This window comes from Micromonospora sp. DT4 (assembly GCF_049841675.1).
Taxonomy (GTDB): domain Bacteria; phylum Actinomycetota; class Actinomycetes; order Mycobacteriales; family Micromonosporaceae; genus Micromonospora.
Genome location: NZ_JBNCKT010000288.1, coordinates 1 through 1,326, shown reverse-complemented (window position 1 = coordinate 1,326; position 1,326 = coordinate 1). Strand labels below are relative to the sequence as shown.

Annotated in this window: 2 protein-coding genes; both read left to right on the top strand. The window is 73.2% G+C overall.

Annotated features, from left to right (window positions below; genetic code table 11):
• The first annotated feature begins 180 nt into the window (after positions 1-180).
• Positions 181-753: a GNAT family N-acetyltransferase gene (locus tag ACLQ24_RS29685; RefSeq protein WP_425895044.1), complete on the top strand. Its 573-nt coding sequence runs from the start codon at positions 181-183 to the stop codon at positions 751-753.
• A 42-nt stretch (positions 754-795) separates the two neighbouring features.
• Positions 796-1,209, top strand: a complete 414-nt coding sequence (locus ACLQ24_RS29680; protein WP_425895043.1) for a type II toxin-antitoxin system Phd/YefM family antitoxin — start codon at positions 796-798, stop codon at positions 1,207-1,209.
• Positions 1,210-1,326 lie beyond the last annotated feature (117 nt).

Here is a 1,326-nt window from a genome sequence, read left to right as displayed (position 1 = left end):
CTATTTGTCGAGGACCTTCCATCGACGTGTCTCGGCGTGACGTTCCGCCCCCACCCAGTTACCCGACAGTCTCTGACAGTGGCCCAGTTCGCCGCCCTGCGGACGCACCTGCCGGTCTGAGGACTCAGTCGGCCCTGTGCAAGGCTGCTACCCGTCGTCGCCAACTTCGGGGGAGGCCCGGTGTTCGTCCTGCCGCTGAACGAGGACGTCGAGCTGCGTCCGCTGGAGCCGTGGCGGGCCGAGGAGTTCCTCGCCCACCTGGACCGGGCGCGTGATCACATTCGCCCCTGGGTGTCGCCGTCCTTCGTCGCCACCGACCTGCCGTCGGCCCGCGCCGTCCTGCAGCGCTACGCCGACCGCTGGGCCACCGACGCCGGCGGCATCTGGGGCCTGTGGTGGCGCGGCACCCTGGTCGGCGGGGTCATGTTCGTGTCGTTCGACGTCACGCTGGGCGTCTGCGAGGTCGGCTGCTGGCTGGAACCGGACGCGCAGGGGCGGGGAATGATGGCCACAGCCATCCGCCGGATCGTCGACTGGGCGGTCCGCGAGCGCGGTATCCAGCGGGTCGAGTGGCGCACCAACGCCGCCAACACCCGCAGCATCGCACTGGCCCGCAGGCTCGGCCTGCGCCACGACGGCACCCTGCGCCAGCTCTACCCGGGCCCGCGCGGCCGCATCGACCTGGAAGTCTGGTCGGTGCTGGCCGACGAGTGGCTGGCCGCGCCCGCGCCGTCGCCACCCACCGTCCACTGACGACGGCGGAATTCTGTCGTACCCGGGCGGCAGCATGCATCCATGGCCGTCCCCGCGCTCACCCCGCATTCCGACCCGCCGCGTTCCGTGCCGCTGCGTGAGGCGCGCACCCGGTTCAGCCAGCTCGTCGCGTTGGCCGAGCTGACCGACGCGGTCACCGTCGTCACCCGCGACGGCGATCCCCGCCCGGTCGCCGCGATTGTTCCCGCCGCCGCGGCCCGCAGTGGCGCCCAGGCCCGCGCCGACGCCGACCGGCTCGCCGCGGTCACCGCGGGTTGGGCCCGCCGTCTCGACGAGCAGCACCGTCGCAGCAGCCAGCGGCACGCCGCCGAGCTGGGCGCGGTCCGCGCGGCGCTGGCCGAGGTGTGGGCCGAGCTGGACCGCCGCGTCGTCCCGGGCAGCGATCCAACCCTGGCGCGGCTGCGCGCCGCACACGCCGACCTGCTCGCCGACTGACCGTCGCGCGCCGCAGGCTGACACCGGCGCGAGCACCCCCTTAGGCCGTGTCTTGTGGATCAGGTTTCGCGGGCGAGGTCGCGGAGCCAGATCTTGATGGTGGCGATGTCGATGGTG

Excerpts from the sequence above, each read along its gene's own strand:
- ACLQ24_RS29680 (WP_425895043.1), top strand. The coding sequence starts at position 796 with ATGGCCGTCCCCGCGCTCACCCCGCATTCCGACCCGCCGCGTTCCGTG.